Here is a 17,969-nt window from a genome sequence, read left to right as displayed (position 1 = left end):
AATTATTGAGCCTACGTTTCGGCCATGTTTCCCCAGATCGGCGCGCGAGCGCCTCGACGCAGCCGCTGGTCCCAGGCGCAGCGGTCCTGGCGGTTGCACTGGCAGCTGTACCTGCTGGCAAGCGTGCCGCTGGCCTATTTCGTCGTCTTCAAATACATCCCGATGTCCTTCAACGTGATCGCGTTCAAGGACTACAGTCCGGTGCTGGGCCCGTGGGGCAGCCAGTGGGTGGGCCTGCGCAACTTCGAGGCCCTGTTCAACAATCCGGTCTTCGGGACGCTGCTGAAGAACACCCTGATCCTGGCGTTCTACCTGCTCCTGGCCAGTTTCCCGGTGCCGCTCCTGCTGGCCCTCGCGCTGAACGAGATCCGTAACGGCTGGTTCAAACGCACGGTTCAGCTGGTCACCTACGCGCCCTACTTCATCTCGACCGTGGTCGTCGTCTCGATCACGATCCTGGTGCTCTCGCCCCGGATCGGCATCGTGAACGACGGGCTCACCCAGCTCGGGGTCAGCCCGATCAACTTCCTCGGCGATCCGCAGTACTTCCGGCACATCTACGTGTGGACGGACGTCTGGCAGACCGCCGGATATTCGGCCGTCATCTACCTGGCCGCACTGGCCGGCATCGATCCCGCGCTGCACGAATCGGCCAAGATCGACGGGGCGAGCCGGCTGCAGCGGATCCGGCACGTCGATCTGCCGGGAATCATGCCGACCGCCGTGATCATGCTGATTCTGGGCGCCGGAAACATGATGGCGATCGGCTTCGAGAAGGCCTATCTGCTGCAGAACAACCTCAACCTCGCACAATCGGAAATCATCCCGACGTACGTCTACAAGACCGGCCTGATCAACGCGGACTTCAGCATGGCCACCGCCGTGGGCCTGTTCAACTCGGTGGTCAATCTCTGCCTGCTGCTGACGGTCAACTTCGTCGCGAAGCGGATCACTGGAAACGGATTGTGGCGATGACTTCAATGCGGCTTGCTCGTCCCACCGTGCCGAAGATTCGGGAACCGTTCGGCGATCGCGTCTTCCTGATCATTGTCAAGATCATGCTGGTGGTGGCGCTGATCCTGGTGCTGATGCCGCTGATCTACATCGTGGCCAGCTCGTTCAGCAGCCCGGAGGCGGTCAATGCGGGCCAGGTCGGCTTCTGGCCGGTCGACTTCTCGGTGGAGGCCTACCGCTCGGCCCTGAGCAACTCGGAGGTTCTGCGGGGGTATTACAACTCGTTGATCTACGCCATCGCCGGCACGACGATCAGTGTCACGCTGACGGTGGCCATCGCGTACCCGTTGTCCCGGAAGACGTTCTACGGGCGCAATGTGCTGATGACACTGCTCATCTTCACCATGCTGTTCTCGGGCGGCCTCATTCCGACCTACATGGTGGTGCACGACCTCGGGATGCTGGACACCCGCTGGGCGCTGCTGATTCCCAATGCGATCGGCGTCTGGCAGGTGATCATCGCCCGCACGTTCTTCGCCAACTCGATCCCGGACGAACTCTACGAGGCGGCGATGCTCGACGGGGCGAGCGAGTTGCGGGTGCTGCGGTCGGTGGTACTGCCGCTGTCCAAACCGCTGCTGGCCGTTCTGGCATTGATGTACACGATTTATCAGTGGAACACCTATTTCGACGCTCTGGTCTATCTCAAGGATCCCGATCTGTATCCGTTGCAGATCGTGCTGCGCAACATGCTCATTCTCGACAAGAGCCGAACGGGCGCCGTCGACCTGGCCCAGCAGATGCACCAGTTGCAGTTGGCCAACGTCCTCAAATATGCGCTCATCGTCGTCTCGAGCGTGCCCGTTCTGGCTATCTACCCATTCGTCGCGCGCCATTTCACCAAGGGCGTGATGGTGGGTGCGGTCAAGGGCTGACGGAAACTAACGAACGGAACCCCCATGAAACTGAATTCCCCCCTTCTCGGAATCGCCGCGATCGCGGCCCTGCTGGCCGCCGGCTGCTCCGGCAGCAAGGACAACGCCCCCGAGGCGAAGATGGACGGCGACAAGGTCATCATCTCGGCCCTGGCGCCCGCCGACCCCGACACGAAACTCGACACCAACGCGATAACCACGCTGCTCAGCGACAAATTCAAGATCAAATTCCAGTTCCAGACCACGACGTACGACGCCGGGCCCGCCAAGGAGAAGCGGCAGATCGCGATCTCCAGCGGCGATTACCCGGACATGTTCCTGCTCATTCCCTGGGTCGACGCGTTCACCAAGACCGACGTCCAGAAGCTCGGCCAGCAGGGCGTCGCGGTCCCGCTGGAAGACCTGATCAAGGAGTACGCGCCCAACCTGCAGAAGGCGCTCGACTCCAACGCCATGCTCAAGGCGATGTCGACCGCACCGGACGGGCACATCTACGCCCTGCCGCAGTGGTCCGACTGCTACCACTGCACCTACCCCGACAAGCTCTGGCTCAACTCCACCTGGCTGAAGAAGCTGAACCTGCAGGTGCCGAAGACCACCGAGGATCTGCGTACGGTCCTGAAGGCGTTCAAGACCCAGGACCCGAACGGCAACGGCAAGGCCGACGAGATCCCGATGACCACCGACACCGGGGACAGCACGCTCATCGGTTACCTGATGAGCGCGTTCACCTACGCCCCCTACGGTGCCAACAACGGCGTGCCGTCGCTGCTGTCGCTCAACGGTGACAAGGTGACCACCCCGGTCGACACCCCCGAGTGGCGGGAAGGCCTCAAGTACATCAACTCGCTCTACAAGGACGGCCTGATCGACCAGGGCTCGTTCACCCAGAACGCCGAGGCCCTGCAGGCCATCGGGAACAACCCGGCGGCGGTGCAGCTCGGCTCCGTTCCGGTGCTGTGGCCCGGCATCTTCGTCCAGCTCGGCTCCAAGGACGGCCGGGACAAGCAGTACGACGCGGTGCCGCCGCTGACCGGGCCGGCCGGCAAGAGCTACACCGGTTACAACAACCCGACCTCGATCGGCTACACCTTCATGCTGACCAACAAGTCCAGCAAGGAGGCGCGGATCGCCGCCCTCAAGATGCTCGACTACATCTACACCGACGAGGGCCAGATCATCGTCAACGCCGGCCCCGAGGGCGTGGGCTGGGAGAAGCCGAAGGCCGGCGACGTCGCCCTCGACAACAAGGTGCAGCCGACCTGGAAGCCGCTGCTCAGCGCGAACGTCCCGAAGAACACCTCGTGGAACTCGCTGGGGCAGTACAACATGACGTTGGCGCTGCGCAACGCGCAGGCCGTGCCGGAGGACATCTACTCCGAGACCGGCCTCGAACGGCGCCTGTTCCAGGCGACCCAGCAGTACGAGCCGCACGTGGACAAGGCCCAGGTCTTCCCGGAGGCCGCGATCTGGGCCGACCCGGCCACCGTCTCCGAGATGGCCACCCTGAAGACCAACCTCGACAGCTACGTGAGCCAGGGCGAGCTGGCCTTCATCACCGGCACGAAGAACATCGACACCGGCTGGGACGCCTTCGTGCAGGGCCTGGACGGCATCGGCATGAAGCGCTACCTGGAGCTCAACCAGCAGGCGTACGACAAGTACAAGTCGGCCAAGTAGCGATGACGCCCAGCCGGCCGGCGACGGCCGGCTGGGCGCGGTCCCCGGTGTGTTTCAATGGCGGGCCGCCGCATCGATGTTCATGAACGCGGCGGAGACCTGCACGAATCTCACGGGGAGATGCTTGTGAAGCGAAGAGACGTTTTTCTGGCGGTGGCCGCGGTCGGGGTGGGCGCTCTGGCGGCTCCGGCCCCGGCGCTGGCCGCGGACCTGCCGGCGGCGCCGAACCTGGTGGCCGACCCGGCCGAGGCAGACCGCGATTTCGTCCGCTGGCTGTCGGTCCACGACCCGCGGGCGACGGTCCGGTCGGTGGCGCGGTCGGCGCTGCTCGGCGACACCGCCACGGCCTTCCTCACCTCGGGTTACACGTCCGCGGTGGACCTGGCGGCGCGGAACCGGGCGCGGCAGCTCGACTATGCCAACCGGATGGCGAGCACCCATCCGGCCCAGTTCTACCCCTGGGTGAACGCGACCGCCCAGCGCGCGGCGAACGGCACCGACGCGGAGCTGGCCGCCTACTCCAGCACGGGATATGCGGCGGCGCTGGCGAACGACAACGCCAAGGTTCCGTACGACGACGGCGCGGCGCAGGTGACCCAGGCCGATCGTAACTTCGTGCGGCTCCTGGTCATCGCTGGTACGGGTGCGACGGTGCAGGATCGGGCCGCGTACGCGGAGACCGACGCCGAGGTGGCGGAGCTCGTGCGCTACGGCTGGCTCAGCGCGGCCGGGATCGACGCGGACACCTTCCGAGCGCAGTACGTCGCGGACGAATGGACGCGCTGGCGCGACGCGCGGGTCGCCGCAGTTTCGGCCGCCGCCGCCGAGCAGGCGGCTCAGGCCGGAACCGCGAGCCCCGCCGCCGCCATCCAGGGGTGGAGGAACCTGCTGACCCGGTGCGGCCGGAACCCGACGGGCTGGGCCGGGCTGGAGCAGTTCGCCCGGGCCCGGGCCGACGCCTGGACGCGCATCCTGCAGACGACCAGCCTCCCGGCCGCGGTCGCCAACCTTCCGGGGGTACGCGCTCAGTGGTTGTCCGAGGCCACCGGCGCCGCCGAGCGGAGCGCATGGTGGAACGACCTGATCGTGTACGCGCAGGCGGCCACCGACGCGTGGGCCGACGCTGACATCTGAGCAACCAACGGCCAGGCACCCGGCGGGGTGCCTGGCCGTCGCTGCCGGCCGGAGCCGGGTATGTTTCGGCGATGTCGGTCGACCGGTTTGACGTCGCCGTCGTGGGCGCGGGGCCGGCCGGGTCCGCGGCCGCGATCGCCGCGTGCCGGGCCGGCGCCCGGGTCCTGTTGCTCGACCGGTCCGACTTTCCCCGCGACAAGCCGTGCGGGGACGGTGTGGCTGCCGCGGCCGTCACCGTGCTGGAGGCGCTCGGCGTGCACGGCGTGACCGACGGCTACCCGCCGATCGGCCGGGTGCGGCTGGTCGGGCCGGGCGGGTCGACGGTCGCCCGGCCGCTGCCCCGGCCGGCCCACACCGTGCCAAGGCGGGTCTTCGACCAGCGGCTCGTCCGGGCGGCCGTCGCGGCCGGCGCCGACCTTCGCCGGCACACCGTGCGGGTGATCCACGACGAGGGTGCGGGTCCGGTGGTCATCGACGGCCGATTCGAGGCGGCCGTGCTGATCGGAGCGGACGGCGCCGGATCGGTGGTGCGGCGCGCCCTCGGCCACCCGGCCAACCCGCCCGGCCACCTGGCCGTGGCGATCCGCGGCTATGCGCCGACCGCGAACCTCGACGAACAGATCATCGTCACCACCGAGCAGCGCTGGCCCGCGTACGCCTGGACCTTCCCGATCGGTGACGGCACCGCCAACGTCGGGTACGGCGAGGTGTTGCGCGGCGAGCCGCTCTCCCGGGCGTACCTGCTGGAAAGGATGAACGATCTCCTGGCCGGCGGCGAGCCGACCGGCCTGCGCGCCCACCACCTGCCGTTGTCCACCCGGCGGCCGCCGCCGGGCCGCGGCCGCACGCTGCTGGCCGGCGACGCACTCTCCCTGATCAATCCCTTCACCGGCGAGGGCATCTTCTACGCCGTGCTGTCCGGGGCCCTCGCCGGAGCGGCGGCGGCCGGCGGACCGTCGCGGGTGGCCGAGCGCTACCGCGACGCCCTGCGCCGAAGGCTCGGCCGGCACCTGCGGCACTCCGGCCTCGCGGCCTGGCTGACCCGCCGGCCCTCGGTGGTGGACGCCGCGATGCGGGCGGCCGCCCGCGACGGCCGAGTCTTCGACCGGGTGGTGGAGCTGGGCCTTGAAGACGGCCTGCTGGACCTCCGCACGGTCGGCCACATCACCGCCGGGCTGGTCCGGCCTGAATGACCGGCTGGGTGGGATCGTCGTTGTACACGATGATGTCGGCGTGCTCGGTCGGGCGGACCGCGGCGAAGTAGAGCCGCTGGGCAGGGAGGTAACGCTCGCGCCAGCGCCGCTCGACCTCAATTCGGGAGGACACCCGGCGCTCCCGGATCACGGCGCGTTCCACTGTCTTCTCGAGCGCGGTCGACACGAAGAGGCGCAGATCCCACCGACCGATCAGCTCCGGACGCATGAGGAAGACGCCGTCGAAGACAAGCACGGCGTCAGCCGGGGCGGTCGCGGCCGGTGGGGATGAAGCGGTGTCCGCGGCGCGGTCGTAGACGGCGGCCTGGAAGCGTCGATCTCCGCCCGGGCCCAGCGGATCGAGCAGAACCCGGTTGAGGGCTTCGTGGTCGTGGGCGTCGAAGTAGCAGCCTTCGGCCGAGTACTCGCCGCGCGGATAACGTTGCGCCCGGGGAAAAAGGAAGTCGTCGATCGACGCGCGGATGACGTGGCGGCCCTGCGCCCGCAGGAGGACGGCCAGCTCGTCGGCGAGGGTGGTTTTGCCGGCGGCGGGCGGCCCGTCGACGGCAACCCGAGCCGGGTGTGCGACGGTGACGGATCCGACTGCCGCAGCCAGGCGCCCGAGCATCTCGCCGCGCGTGTCTCGGTCCATGTCCCGCCCCGTTGTTCGCGTGTCACTTCTTGTTCAGCTCTTGGGCGAACATCACCAGGATGCCGCTAGGGCCGCGGACATAGGTGAGCTGGTAGACATCGCCGTACGTCGCCACGCCGCGCAGCGGGTGAAAGCCGTGTCTCGCCGCGATCTCGACGGCCTCGGCGATGTCGTCCACCGAGAAAGCCACGCGGTGCATCCCGATCTCGTTGGGCTGGGTGGGGTTCGTCTGGATCGCGTCGGGATGGAGGTACTCGAAAAGCTCCAGGCAACCCCGGCCGTCCGGCGTCTGGAGCACGGCGATCTTGGCGTGGTTGCCGTCGAGGCCGACAGCGGTATCGGCCCACTCGCCACTGATCGTGTCGCGGCCGAGAACGCTCAGCCCGAGATCGGTGAAGAAGGCGATCGCCGCTTCGAGGTCGCTGACAGTGATGCCGACGTTTTCGAACTTGATGGGCATGGTTCCCACTCTCCGGTTGTGGCCTATCAGGCTTGAGGCGTCAGTAGTACGACCGGGATCTGACGGTCGGTCTTGCGGGCGTACTCCTCGTACAGCGGGAAGATTCGTACCATCTGCGGCCAGAGGGCATCTCGTTCGGCTGGGGACGCCGTACGGGCCCGGCAGGTGACGCGACGGGTTCCGGCCTGGACGCCGACGCTGGGGTCGGCGTCCAGGTTCCGGAACCAGTCGGGGTCTTCGTCAGCGCCGCCTTTGGACGCGACGACCACGAAGTCGTCGCCCGACGTGCCGTAGATCAGGCACGTGCGCCGCGGCTGCCCGGTAACTCGCCCGGTTGTGGCCAGCAGGAGCAGGTGGAGCCCGTTGTTCTCGTGTCCCTCGGTGCCACCCGACGCGAGGTAGGCCCTGGTCTGTTCGGCAACCCAATCCCACTGCGAGTCGGTGGCACGGTCAAGATCAGCGGCAACAGCCATCTCTGTTCTCCTTCTGTATGTCGCGCTTTACCTGTGGAACGAAGCTGTAGCGCCGATCTCGACATCCTGGTTCGTACGCTCCAGAGGTCTCGTCGATCGTGTCGGCGAGGATCACCGGCCGGACACGTGCCGGTCACCGGATCGCGCCAGCCCGCAAGATCGGTCAAGTAGCCTCTGGTGGTGGCCGAGCCTGACTTCCTGGACATTTCCCAACTGTCCGCCGGGCTCTTCGTGGAGTACCTCGGTCCCACGGAGAGCGGCCCCGATGTCACGCTGGTCCACGCCGGAGATGCCGAACCTCGGTGCGATCGCCTATGGCGCGGACACCCCGGCGTGATTTCCGAGCCCATGCCACAGCATGTCCTGGTCACCTGGGTCGGGCTCGAGGACGCGGTCGTCAGTTTCGCTGTCGGATTCAGTTGCGACGACCAGGGTTCCTGCCCCGGTCTGGGCGTCATCTCCGCCCACGATTACGAGACGCGGCGCACTCGAATACTCGACGGCAAATCACCGACGGGTTGACGGATTTGCCGCCGGTCGAGCGTGCGGGCCGTGACGGTCGGTGGCCGCGCTCCGGGTCCGTCCGGCGAGCTCGACTGCCGATGGATCACCCCAGACATAGGCAGAAGGGGTGACCTGCCGGGTCCAGGAAAACCCGGTAGGACGTGCCGGGCTGGTCCGGATGTTTGGTCGCACCGAGGCTGATCGCTGCCGCCTCGGCGGTGTCGAGGTCGTCGACGAGCATGTCGAGGTGCATCTGCTTGGGCCGTTCCTGGGTCGGCCACGTCGGTGGCGTGTAGTCGGCAACGCGATGGAAGACGATGTACTGGCCGCCCTCCGGGCAGACCGACGCCCGCTCGGCCGACACGACGTCGACCTTTCCATCCAGCAACGCACCGTAGAACGCGGCGAGCGTCTCGGGATCGGGACAGTCGATGGCGACAAGGGGCAACCGGGCGATGGCCATGCCGGCCAGGATATCGACGATCACGGTGGCCGGCACCGATCAGCGGCCGAGACCACCAAACCCGACGGACATGCGAGGTGATGGTCCGATCAGTCGCCGGGGCAGAGTTCGCCGGGTATCGGATCGGTGACGTGCATGGTCTGCGCGTCGAACCTGATGTCGATCACGCCGGTGTCGGTGGTGAGGCGCGCGTGTCCCGGCTCGAACGCGTCGACGCTCCGATAAGAGGTGACGGTGGCACTGACGCAGCCGGCGTCGACGGCCACGAAACGCAGAGGGCCCCGGCGCTCCACCAAGACCTGCCATTCGTCCTGCCCGGGCCCGAAGTCCCAGTGGAACACCCTCAGTTCGTAACGACGGTCGGCGGTGTATACGTCACCGGCGAGATCGTGGCCGCGCCGGACTGCCGCGTCCGGGCTCGCCAGGAACAACCCGCTACCGAGGAAGAGCCCCGGAACGAAAGCACCCACGTTGATCATGGGCAGTTTCGGAAGGTTGGTCAATCCGGGAAACGGCCGTCCGTGTGCGTTGGCCGCCCTCGGATATTTCGATTGCGTGGTGACTGATCGGCGGGCGATGGTGTCGTCGGCTGCGGAGGAGGGCCCGATGGCTGATGAACACCGCCTGATCAGCGAGTTTCCGGTGACCGGCCAGGGTGCCGGTCCGTACGGCGTCGCCGCCGGCCCCGACGGGGCGCTGTGGTTCACCCTGGTGCACAGCGGGCACATCAGCCGCCTCCGGCCCGGTGGCGAAGTCACTACCTACCGGTTGGACTCGGCTGGTTGCGGCCCCTCCGTCATCACGCCCGGTCCCGATGGGGCGATGTGGTTCACCCGCAACCGGGATCACCGGATCGGCCGTATCGCGATGGACGGCACCAGCACGTCGTTTGCCACGCCTACGCCGGAGAGCGGACCGTTCGGCATCGCGGCCGGCCCGGACGGCGCACTGTGGTTCACCGAGATGAACACCGACATCGTCGGCCGGGTCACCGTTGACGGCGTGTTCACCGAGTTCGTGCTGCCGGTCCGGGGCGCCTTTCCGTCGATGATCACGGCGGGCCCGGACGGGGCGATGTGGTTCACGCTGAACCAGGCCGGCGCGATCGGTCGGATCGACCTCGACGGCACCGTCACTCTTCACGATCTGCCCACCGCCGGCGCCGGACCGGTCGGCATCACGGCCGGCACCGACCGGGCACTCTGGTTTGTGGAGATCATCGCCGGGCAGGTCGGCCGGATCACGCCGGACGGCAAGATCCAGGAGTTTCCGCTGCCGGACCGGACGGCCAAACCCCACGCGATCGTCGCCGACCCGGCGGGCGGTTGCTGGTTCACCGAGTGGGCCGCCAACCGCGTCGGACACATCGGGCCCCACGGCGACTTTCGCCATTACGACCTGCCCACCCCGGCCTCCGAACCGCACGGAATTGCGGTCGCCCCGGACGGGACCGTCTGGGCGGCCCTGGAAACCGGCACGGCCGCCCGCCTAAGTCAACGGGGACGTGGCGGAAATCGGCATGACGGGCCGGGTCGGGGCGGCGAGAATCCGGGACGTGATGCTTCTCTTTCCGGCTGATGTGTTGCGGCCGCGCCGCGTGGATGGCCACTTCGTCGGCGAGGCGGACGCCGCTCGCGCGGCGGGCTGCCCGGTCGCTCTGATCGACCACGACGCCGCGGCCCGCGGTGATGCCGCCGAGGCGGTGGCCCGGGTGCCGGGCGACACGACGGCGGTCTACCGCGGGTGGATGCTCGCCGGCGGCCGGTACGCCGAACTCGACACCGCGCTGGCGGCCCGTGGTGTCCGGCTGCGCACCGACGCCGGACAGTACCGCCGTGCTCACGAACTTCCGGGCTGGTACGACGCGTTGTCCGGGTTCACTCCGACGTCGCTGTGGACCACCGGCACCGACCAGCGCGACTTCGAGATCGTCCGGGCGGAGCTGGGGTCCGGCCCGGCCGTGCTACGCGACTACAGCAAATCGATGAAGCACTACTGGCACGAAGCCGCCTACATCCCGGACCTCGCCGACGCCGCCCGGGCCTGGTCGGTCGCCGAACGGATGGTGCAGCTGCGCGGAGACGACCTGGTCGGCGGGGTCGTGGTCCGCCGTTACGAAGCGTTCACCGGTGCCGAGGCGCGAAGCTGGTGGATCAACGGCACCTGCCGCCTGGTCACCGCCCACCCGGACACCCCGCACGAGCTGCCACCGGAAGACCTCGACCTGGACAAGCTGCGGCCGGCCATGGCTGCCCTGGCGCTGCCCTTCGCCACCGTCGACCTCGCCCGGCGCTCCGACGGGACATGGCGAGTCGTCGAACTCGGCGACGGTCAGGTCAGCGACCGCCCCGCCAGTACCCCGCCCGAGGAGCTGATCAACGCACTGCTCCAGGAGGGGTGGTAGGCGCGGGTCGACGGGTCACGCTCCGAGTGCTGTACGACGCCGCGGGCCCAGCGCATTCGTGCGGCCGCCGTCTCCGGGTAGTCGCCGTAGGCGGCGGCCATGTGGGCCACGCAGCCGCGCGTGCCGCCGCATCGCCGGACGGCTCCGGCGATGGCCTCGTCGACTGTCTGCGGGCTGGGCCGGGAACCGGCGGGCAGGTCGCTGGCGAACAGGGCCGCTGCGCGGGCCGTGAGCAGTTGGCTTCGCATGTGGATCAGCTCCGATCTTCTGCCGTTGTCGCGTTCAGCGTGGACCGCCCGGGCCATTGATCGCCTCCGGTATTCCACCCGCGTGCGGACGGGGGAACCGCCTTAGGGGATGGTGATTTCCTCCGCCGCTTCCCAGGTGGCGTCGGTGATGGTGTCCCGGTAGCGGATGCGGGCGCTGGTGGCCCGGGCGGCGTGGATGCGGGCCCGGTGCAGGCGGCCGTCCTGCCAGGACAGGTCGACGGTGAAGCCGCCGCGGGCGCGCAGGCCCCGGACCGAGCCGTCGCGCCAGGCCGATGGCAGGGCGGGCAGCAGTTCGAGCTCCTCGCCGTCGGACTGGAGCAGCATCTCGGCTATCGCCCCGGTGGCGGCGGCGTTGCCGTCGAAGGAGTAGATGTTCTGGGGGGCTCCGGCGATGCCGCCGGCCGAGTAGCTGAGCAGGTTCGCCTCGCTGGCGTCGGCGATCAACCGGGTTAGGTGGGTGAGCGCCTGGTCGCCGTTGAGCAGGCGGGCGTAGAAGGCGGCGAAGTTGGCCTCGCCCCACTCGGTCTGCTCCCAGCCGGCTGCCTGCTGCCGGCGTTCGATGATGACCTCGGCGGCCCTGGCCAGCGAAGGGGTGCCGCGCGGGGTGATCTGCCGTTCCGGGAACAGGGCACACAGGTGGGCGGTGTGCCGGTGGGCCGGATCCGCCTCGTCGAAGTCGTCCAGCCACTCCTGCAGCTGGCCGTGCCGGCCGATCCGGAACGGGGACAGCTGCTTGCGGGCCGTCTCGACCTGGGCAACCAGATCGGGGTCGACGCCGAGGATGGTGGCGGCCCGGCCGCAGATGCGCAGGATCGCCTCGGCGAAGACGCGGTCGGCGGTGGTGCCCATCGCGACCGAGCAGGGCGTGCCGTCCGGTGCCAGGTACCAGTTCTCCGGTGACTCGGCGGGGCCGGCCACGAGCCAGCCGTGGGTCGGCTCGGGCACCAGGTAGGACAGCATGAACAGCGCGGCTTCGCGGAGGACCGGGTACGCCTCCTCGCGGAGGTACCGCTCGTCCAGGTGGTATTCGTAGTGCTCCCACAGTTGCAGGGCGATCCAGGCCCCGCCGGTGACGTTCATGCCCCAGCCGATGCCGCTGCCGGGCGCGGTGTAGCCCCAGGCGTTGGTGACGGTGTGCGCGACCCAGCCGTCCGCGCCGTACATCTGCCGGGCCGTGCCGCGGCCGGATGAGGCGAGGCGCTGGACGAACCGGATCAGCGGGGCGTGGCACTCGGCGAGGTTGCCGGACTCGGTGGCCCAGTAGTTCTGCTGGGTGTTGATGTCCAGGTGGAAGTCGTTGGACCAGCCCATGCTGCTGGCGAACCCGTCGTTCCACACGCCCTGCAACGCCAGCGGCAGCGGCGAATCCTCGCGAGAGCCGGCGATGGTGAGGTAGCGGCCGTACTGGAAGTACAGGGCGATCAGGTCGTCGTCGCGGTGGCCCTGGGCGAGACGTTCCCGGCGTACGTCGGTGGGCAGCGCGACGGGCTCGCCCAGGTCGAGTGACACCCGGCCCATCAGGCGCTGATGGTCATCGATGTGCGCGGCCCGCATCACGTCGTAGGCGGCGACCGCGAAATCGGCGGACGGATCGGCGCCGGCCCAGTCGGTGCCGACCCCGATCAGCGCCACGACCGCGTCCGCGCCGGTGATGGTGACCGTGTCGGCGTCGCGCCGCAGCGTGCCGCCCTCGACCTCGAACCGGACGCGGATCTCGACGGCGGTGCCCTGTTTGCCGTCGCTGTGCAGGCTTTCCACGGCCTGGCCGCGGAACAACAGGCCGTCCGCCGTGCTGGTGGTCGTGCCGGGCAGGATGGTGTCGTCCAGGGTGACCGTGCAGGTCACGGCGGCCGGGCGGTCCGCGGACAGGCGCATCGCGATCACGCCGTGCGGGTGGGACGCGAAGGTCTCGCGTACGAAATGGGTCTGGTCCTGATCGAAATCGACGCGGACGATGCCGGTGCCGAGATCGAGAGCGCGACGGTAGTTCCGGGCTGTGGAACTTTCGAAGTCGAGGCGCAGCCGGGGGAGGGGCAGGTTGGTGCCGAACGAGGTCGGGTGGCCGGGGAGGTGCTCCGCCGCCAGCTTCTGCGCCTGCGCGTGCTGCCCGGCGAACAGGAGCTGCCGGATGGCCGGCAACTCACGCAGCGCGGTCGGACTCACGTCACTGTCCGAAGGCGCGCCCGACCACGCGGTCGACTCGGACAGCCGGATGATCTCGGTGCCGACACCCCCGTGGACCATGCCGCCGAGCCGGCCGTTGCCGATCGGCAGCGCCTCGAACCAGCGTTCCGCCGGCTTGTCGTAGAAGAGCTCGGTGGACGACATCAGGCCAGCCGATCGCGGAGCCAGGGCAGCTGGACCGGCGCCTGGTAGGACCCGCCGCCCTCGTGCCGGTTGTAGGGCCAGACCCCGATCTGTTTCGGCCCGGCGTAGTGGTTGAAGGCGGCGTACACCGTGGACGGTGGGCAGACGTCGTCCATCAGCCCGACGGAGTACAGCGCCGGCGCGGTCGCGCGGGCGGCGAAGTGCACGCCGTCGAAGTAACCCAGTGTGTCGAAGACCTGGTCGGTCCGGTCACGGTTGGTCGCACAAAAAACCGACAATTCGTGGTACGGGTACGAGTCGGTGATCTCGGTGGCGTGCCGGAAATGGGTCAGGAAGGGTACGTCGATCAGCGCGGCCCGAACCCGGTCGTGCAGCCCCGCGACCGCCTGCGCGATGCCGCCGCCCTGGCTCGCGCCGGCCACCACGATCCGGTCCGGGTCGACGCCCGGGAGGGTGGCCGCCAGGTCCACCGCCCGCACCGCGTCGGTGAACAACCGGCGGTAGTAGTACTGCTCGGGGTCGAGCACACCCCGGGTGAGCAGGCCGGAGTGGTGCGGCGTGCTATCGCCGGGCAGGTCGGGGGTGTCGCCGTCGCCCTGGCCGCGGGAGTCCACGACGAGTACGGCGTAACCGGCGGCCGGCCACAGGAGCCACTCGTGCGGGCGGCCGCGGCCACCGCCGTACCCGATGAATTGCACTACGCAGGCCCGTCTCTGAACCGCGGCCGGCTCGATGAGCCAGGCGGCCACCCGCTGGCCGTCGTAACCGCTGAACCGCACATCGGACACGCGTACGCCGGGCAGCAGCGCGTCGTACGGCGTCAGCTCGGCCGCCAGGTCGTGCTGCCGAGCGGCGGTCAGCGTGCGCTGCCAGAACGCGTCGAAGTCGGCCGGCTCGGCGAGCGCGGGACGGTACTCGCGCAAGCGGTCGAGGGGGAGGTCGAACAGGGCCATGGGGTCAGCTCCCGATGCGGACGAGGTGGACGAGGGCGCTGGCGTGGTCACCGGCGGGCAGGGCGAGGGGCAGACCGGACCGCAGCAGTACGGCTCCGGAGTGCACCGCACCGGTGTCCTGGTCGCGGTAGGTGGCGTCGGGGTCGAGCGCGGTCAGCCGCAGCGGGCCGGGTGCGTGGCCGAACGGTTGCGACGGGCACCAGGCGAGCACCACGAACTGGTCCTCGTACGCGTACCCGACGGCGGTCAGGGCGCCGTCCCCGGCCAGCCGGTAGGCCGTGCCGTGCTGGACGGCGGGCCGGATGCGCTTGTAGGTGGCGATCAGCCCGGTGGCCTCCTTCAGCTCGTCCTCGGTCCACTTGGCGAGGTCCCCGCCGATGCCCAGCGCACCGGCCATGGCCACGTGGAACCGGAACCGCAGCGGGGTCCTCCGGGCGGTGGCCACGTTCGGGCTGTCGGTCACCCACGCGCCCATCACCTGGGCCGGGAAGAGCTGGCTGAAGCCGTGCTGGATGCCGATCCGGTCGACCGGATCGGTGTTGTCGGACGTCCAGACCTGGTCGGTGCGGGCGAGGATGCCCAGGTCGGCTCGCCCGCCGCCGCCGGAGCAGGCCTCGATGCGCAGGGCCGGGTGGTTGGCCCGGAGCCGGTCCATGATCTGGTAGACCGCCCGGGTCTGCTCGATCCACACCCGATCCGGGTCGGGGTGGCCGGGCCATCCGGCCTCGGTGAGCGGGCGGTTGGCATCCCACTTGAGGAAGTCGATGTCGTTCTCGTCCACCAGCCGGTCGAGCCAGTCGTGGGCCCAGGCGGCGGTGTCCGGCCGGGCGAGGTTGAGCACGAGCTGGTGGCGCATCTCGGTGCGGTCGCGGTGGGCCATGTGCAGCACCCAGTCGGGGTGCGCCCGGTAGAGGTCGCTGTCCGGGTTGACCATCTCCGGCTCGACCCACAGGCCGAACCGCATGCCGAGCCGGTGCACCTCGGCGGAGAGCGGCCGCAGGCCGTCCGGGAAGCGGTCCGGGTTGGGGGTCCAGTCGCCCAGGCCGGCGTGGTCGCTGACCCGGCCGCCGAACCAGCCGTCGTCCACCACGAACAGCTCGACGCCGAGCCGGGCCGCCCGCGCGGCGAGGGCCGTCTGGCCGGCCTCGTCGACGTCGAACCCGGTCGCCTCCCACGAGTTGTAGAGCACCGGCCGCGTCTCGCCGGGGTGGGTGAGCACGTGCCGCCGGACGTGGTCGTGCCAGGCGCGGCTGGCCGCCCCGAACCCGCCGGTCGTGAAGAGCCCGGCGAACACCGGCGTCTCGAGGGTCTCGCCCGGCGCGAGCGACCAGGTGAGCCCCTCGTGGCCGTGGCCGCCGGTCCAGGTCGTCCGGCCGGCCGGGTCGCGCTGCAGGGTGATCCGCCAGCTGCCGCTCCAGGTCAGCGCGGTGCTCCACACGTCGCCGTGCTCCTCGCCGGCCGTGCCGTCGTCGAGGGCCAGCCAGGGGTTGGCGTGGTGGCTGGTCATGCCGCGCCGGCTGGTGAAGACCGTCTCGGCGGTGGGCAGCTCGGCCCGGCGCAGCTGGAACTCGCTGTTCCAGCCGCCGACCAGGTGGCTGACCCGGTGGTTGCCGGGGTACGGCAGGGTCCACGCCGCGCTGTCGCACCGCTGCACCATGATCGGCTCGCGGGGGTCGCGGTTCTCGACGGTGGTCCACCGCTCGATCACGTCGCTGTCGTCGTGCAGCCGGTAGTGCAGGGTGACGCGCAGCGGGTAGTGCCGGTCGTCCAGGTGGACGCGCAGGTGACCCTCGCCGGTGTCGTGGCCGGCGTACCGCCACTCGACGCCGCGGGTGCCGTCGGCGAAGCGCAGCTGGAGACCGGCCGCCCCGAAGCGGGCACCGCCCTCGACGGCCAGTTCCTCGGGCCCGCCCGCGGTGTCGAAGCTGCTGCCGGCCGCGGGTGTTCGCTCGGCCAGTTCGCGCGCCTGCGCCAGGGTCAGCGCCGCACCCCAGTGCACGTGCCGCGGATTGTCGTTCTCGTCGAGGCGGACGGCGTACGACGTCGACGGGGTGCGCAGCAGCCAGAGGCGCTGGTCAGGCTCGAACTGCAGGTCGGGCATCGGGATCCTCAACGAAGACGGTGCGGGTCGCGGCGAGCGTAGGGCCGCTTTCTCACCGAAATCAATACTTGACGAAGGAAATTATTGAGACTAGGTTTCCTACATGTTTCCCGACGCCGAGGCGATGGCTCCCGCGGTGACGGCCGTGTTCACCGCCGTGTTGACCGAGGGGCCGATCAGCCGCGTCGCTCTCGCCCGCCGGCTCGACCTGTCCTCCGCCGCCGTCACCAAGGCGGCGCGCCCGCTCATCGAGATGGGTTATCTGGAGGAACTGGCCGCCACCGAGCGCACCGGGCCCGGCGCCGGGCGCCCGGCCAGCCCGCTCGCCGTCCGGGCCGACCGTGAGTTCTTCATCGGCGTGAAGATTACCGGCGACGAGCTCATCGGCGTGGTCTGCGACCTGCGCGCCGAGGTCCGGGCCGCGGCCCACCGGCGGCTGGCCGTCGCCGACGTCGACTACGTCGTCACCCAGCTCGGCGAGCTCGTCGACGACCTGCTCGACGGCCCCGGCGACTACCGGGCCCGCACCCGCCGGCTCGGGCTGGCCGTCTCCGGCGACGTCGACCACTCCACCGGCCTGGTGCGTTACTCGCCGTTCCTGCGGTGGCGCGACGTGCCCCTGCGCGAGCGGGCCGAGAAGGCGACCGGCCTCACCGTCACCGTGGAGAACGATGTGAAGGCGCTCACCACCGCCGAGCAGTGGTTCGGTGAGGGGGTGGGCGCCGAGTCGTTCGCGCTCGTGACCGTCGGCGCGGGCATCGGCTGCGGCCTGATCGTCAACGGTCGGCTCGTCTCCGGCTCGCGCGGCGTGGCCGGCGAGATCGGTCACGTCGGCTTCGACGTCAACGGGCCGGCCTGCCACTGCGGAAGCCGCGGCTGCGTCGAGGCCGTCGCCGGCACCGACGCCATAGTCCGCGAGGCCGGCCTCAGGTTCGACGACGCGGTCGCCGCGGCGCGAGCCGGCGACGAGCGCGTCGGCGCCGTCTTCGCCCGGGCCGGCGAGGCGATCGGCGTGGGCATCGCCGCGGTCGCCAACCTGGTCGGCCCGGCCCGGATCGTCGTCTCCGGCGAGGGCCTGGCCGCCTACGACCTGTTCGAGCCGCACATCCGGGCCAGCTTCCAGCGCCAGGCGTTCGGCGCCGCCGCCGACTGCCCGCTGTCGATCCGCCCGCTGCCGTTCGAGGAGTGGGCGCGAGGCGCCGCCACGGTCAGCATCAAGGCCCTCGTCGCCGCCTGACGATCCGCCCGCCGGCACGAACAGTCCCGGGCGCCAGCCATCGACCTCCCGCATGCGGACAGAGCGGCAACTCCACAAGATCTGCGGTGCCGGGTGTCGAGACGTGGCATCGGCCCGTCACCGACCGGGCGAATACCTATAAACGCCCTTCGGGCAGAGCGGCGCGTGTGGGTGAGCAGCGCGAGGCGTTGCCGCGCGGGGGCTGCGGGCGTGGGTCGTTGCGCGAGAG

General features: G+C 69.8%; 18 protein-coding genes. 9 read left to right on the top strand and 9 right to left on the bottom strand.

All coding sequences use genetic code 11. The features are described 5' to 3' along the window. The first annotated feature begins 24 nt into the window (after positions 1-24). The 5 genes from Ato02nite_RS46485 to Ato02nite_RS46465 all read left to right on the top strand — a co-directional run bounded on the left by Ato02nite_RS46485 (position 25) and on the right by Ato02nite_RS46465 (position 5,896). On the top strand, positions 25-975 hold the full coding sequence (locus tag Ato02nite_RS46485) for an ABC transporter permease (RefSeq protein ID WP_213013145.1): 951 nt from the start codon (positions 25-27) through the stop codon (positions 973-975). An 83-nt stretch (positions 976-1,058) separates the two neighbouring features. Beyond that, a complete protein-coding gene (locus tag Ato02nite_RS46480) occupies positions 1,059-1,889 on the top strand; it encodes a carbohydrate ABC transporter permease (RefSeq protein WP_246608151.1) in 831 nt (276 codons plus the stop codon). Between the two features lie 24 nt (positions 1,890-1,913). Further along, positions 1,914-3,569, top strand: a complete 1,656-nt coding sequence (locus tag Ato02nite_RS46475; RefSeq protein WP_246608150.1) for a type 2 periplasmic-binding domain-containing protein — start codon at positions 1,914-1,916, stop codon at positions 3,567-3,569. 126 nt (positions 3,570-3,695) lie between these two features. Next, positions 3,696-4,703, top strand: coding sequence for a hypothetical protein (locus Ato02nite_RS46470; protein WP_213013143.1), 1,008 nt, complete (start codon positions 3,696-3,698; stop codon positions 4,701-4,703). A gap of 71 nt (positions 4,704-4,774) precedes the next feature. After that, positions 4,775-5,896, top strand: coding sequence for a geranylgeranyl reductase family protein (locus Ato02nite_RS46465; protein ID WP_213013142.1), 1,122 nt, complete (start codon positions 4,775-4,777; stop codon positions 5,894-5,896). Here the strand turns inward: Ato02nite_RS46465 and Ato02nite_RS46460 are convergent. Genes Ato02nite_RS46460 through Ato02nite_RS46450 form a run of 3 tightly spaced genes read right to left on the bottom strand, consistent with a single transcriptional unit; the run spans position 5,868 to position 7,481 of the window. Further along, positions 5,868-6,548 carry a nucleoside/nucleotide kinase family protein gene (locus Ato02nite_RS46460; RefSeq protein WP_213013141.1) on the bottom strand — a complete coding sequence of 227 codons (681 nt, stop codon included), beginning with the start codon at positions 6,546-6,548 and terminating at the stop codon, positions 5,868-5,870. The two genes, Ato02nite_RS46465 and Ato02nite_RS46460, sit on opposite strands and share 29 nt — an antisense overlap. 22 nt (positions 6,549-6,570) lie before the next feature. Continuing rightward, positions 6,571-7,008, bottom strand: a complete 438-nt coding sequence (locus Ato02nite_RS46455; protein WP_213013140.1) for a VOC family protein — start codon at positions 7,006-7,008, stop codon at positions 6,571-6,573. A gap of 26 nt (positions 7,009-7,034) precedes the next feature. Further along, entirely contained in the window at positions 7,035-7,481 is a 447-nt protein-coding gene (locus Ato02nite_RS46450) for a nitroreductase family deazaflavin-dependent oxidoreductase (RefSeq protein ID WP_213013139.1), read from the bottom strand. 180 nt (positions 7,482-7,661) lie between these two features. Here Ato02nite_RS46450 and Ato02nite_RS46445 point away from each other — a divergent pair, with 180 nt between their 5' ends. After that, the gene (locus Ato02nite_RS46445; protein ID WP_213013138.1) at positions 7,662-8,003 is read left to right on the top strand and encodes a hypothetical protein; all 342 of its coding nucleotides are present in this window, start codon (positions 7,662-7,664) and stop codon (positions 8,001-8,003) included. A gap of 85 nt (positions 8,004-8,088) precedes the next feature. On the opposite strand, the gene Ato02nite_RS46440 is transcribed toward Ato02nite_RS46445, so the two are convergent. Together Ato02nite_RS46440 and Ato02nite_RS46435 are read right to left on the bottom strand one after the other, a co-directional pair. Then, positions 8,089-8,448 carry a VOC family protein gene (locus tag Ato02nite_RS46440; RefSeq protein WP_213013137.1) on the bottom strand — a complete coding sequence of 120 codons (360 nt, stop codon included), beginning with the start codon at positions 8,446-8,448 and terminating at the stop codon, positions 8,089-8,091. An 89-nt stretch (positions 8,449-8,537) separates the two neighbouring features. Next, a complete protein-coding gene (locus Ato02nite_RS46435) occupies positions 8,538-8,918 on the bottom strand; it encodes a TIR domain-containing protein (RefSeq protein ID WP_213013136.1) in 381 nt (126 codons plus the stop codon). Between the two features lie 136 nt (positions 8,919-9,054). On the opposite strand from Ato02nite_RS46435, the gene Ato02nite_RS46430 reads away from it, so the two are divergent. Together Ato02nite_RS46430 and Ato02nite_RS46425 are read left to right on the top strand one after the other, a co-directional pair. Beyond that, positions 9,055-10,026: a Vgb family protein gene (locus tag Ato02nite_RS46430; RefSeq protein ID WP_246608149.1), complete on the top strand. Its 972-nt coding sequence runs from the start codon at positions 9,055-9,057 to the stop codon at positions 10,024-10,026. Next, on the top strand, positions 10,007-10,852 hold the full coding sequence (locus Ato02nite_RS46425; RefSeq protein WP_246608153.1) for an ATP-grasp domain-containing protein: 846 nt from the start codon (positions 10,007-10,009) through the stop codon (positions 10,850-10,852). Before Ato02nite_RS46430 ends, Ato02nite_RS46425 begins: the two co-directional genes overlap by 20 nt. On the opposite strand, the gene Ato02nite_RS46420 is transcribed toward Ato02nite_RS46425, so the two are convergent. The 4 genes from Ato02nite_RS46420 to Ato02nite_RS46405 form a co-directional block, all read right to left on the bottom strand. Continuing rightward, positions 10,780-11,100, bottom strand: coding sequence for a hypothetical protein (locus tag Ato02nite_RS46420; protein ID WP_246608148.1), 321 nt, complete (start codon positions 11,098-11,100; stop codon positions 10,780-10,782). The two genes, Ato02nite_RS46425 and Ato02nite_RS46420, sit on opposite strands and share 73 nt — an antisense overlap. Positions 11,101-11,202: 102 nt before the next feature. Next, positions 11,203-13,449, bottom strand: a complete 2,247-nt coding sequence (locus tag Ato02nite_RS46415; RefSeq protein ID WP_213013134.1) for a glycoside hydrolase family 95 protein — start codon at positions 13,447-13,449, stop codon at positions 11,203-11,205. Continuing rightward, positions 13,449-14,402, bottom strand: coding sequence for an acetylxylan esterase (locus Ato02nite_RS46410; protein WP_213013133.1), 954 nt, complete (start codon positions 14,400-14,402; stop codon positions 13,449-13,451). The genes Ato02nite_RS46415 and Ato02nite_RS46410 overlap by 1 nt, the downstream gene beginning before the upstream one ends. A gap of 4 nt (positions 14,403-14,406) precedes the next feature. Continuing rightward, positions 14,407-16,503 carry an alpha-galactosidase gene (locus tag Ato02nite_RS46405; protein ID WP_213013132.1) on the bottom strand — a complete coding sequence of 699 codons (2,097 nt, stop codon included), beginning with the start codon at positions 16,501-16,503 and terminating at the stop codon, positions 14,407-14,409. A gap of 103 nt (positions 16,504-16,606) precedes the next feature. On the opposite strand from Ato02nite_RS46405, the gene Ato02nite_RS46400 reads away from it, so the two are divergent. Next, positions 16,607-17,740, top strand: coding sequence for an ROK family transcriptional regulator (locus tag Ato02nite_RS46400; RefSeq protein WP_213013131.1), 1,134 nt, complete (start codon positions 16,607-16,609; stop codon positions 17,738-17,740). The last annotated feature ends 229 nt before the right edge of the window (positions 17,741-17,969 follow it).

The organism is Paractinoplanes toevensis (assembly GCF_018332695.1).
Lineage (GTDB): Bacteria > Actinomycetota > Actinomycetes > Mycobacteriales > Micromonosporaceae > Actinoplanes > Actinoplanes toevensis.
The sequence above is the reverse complement of the archived record's forward strand: the minus strand, read 5'-3'. Positions and strand labels throughout refer to the sequence as shown.